This is a genomic window from Flavicella sediminum (genome assembly GCF_006381105.1).
GTDB lineage: Bacteria > Bacteroidota > Bacteroidia > Flavobacteriales > Flavobacteriaceae > Flavicella > Flavicella sediminum.
Window position 1 is genome coordinate 5,429 of record NZ_VDET01000023.1, and the last position, 477, is coordinate 5,905.

Genomic DNA, 477 nt, shown 5'->3' on the forward strand with positions numbered 1-477 from the left:
AATTAACTCCTTACTAAATTTAATGACTATATTATTCTCATTAAAATGAATTACAAACTCGGTGTGATCCATTCCCCAATCATCTGGTTCATAAGCCACATAACAAATTGTATTTAAATATCTACAATTAATATAATGGTCTTTTCCTAATAGTTCAATAACTTCTTTTTTAGATTTTCCGATTAGAATACTCTCCAAGTCATTTGTCATTTTATATCTGGAATTAATATTCTCAGTCCATTCGTGTTGGTTAAATTTTTTTGTTCGAATTATTGGGTCAATAATAGCGTAACATATAAAAATGAATAAAATTATATAAACCGTATGGGCTAATAATGTCGACACGATACTTTTAACATTTACATAGTTTTGAGTTTTCTTTTTTATTCTTTTTCGGAAATACAAGAAAGAAGGAATTAGAAAGAAAAGCTGAACGAAGCAAAATATCAAAATATAATCAATCATAAAGTTCATTTT

Annotated in this window: 1 protein-coding gene; it reads right to left on the bottom strand. The window is 26.2% G+C overall.

The annotated features are described in order from the left end of the window. Positions 1–210, bottom strand: a 210-nt coding sequence (locus tag FGM02_RS18110) for a hypothetical protein (RefSeq protein WP_394344445.1), incomplete at its 3' end; no start/stop codon positions are given. Positions 211–477: the final 267 nt, after the last annotated feature.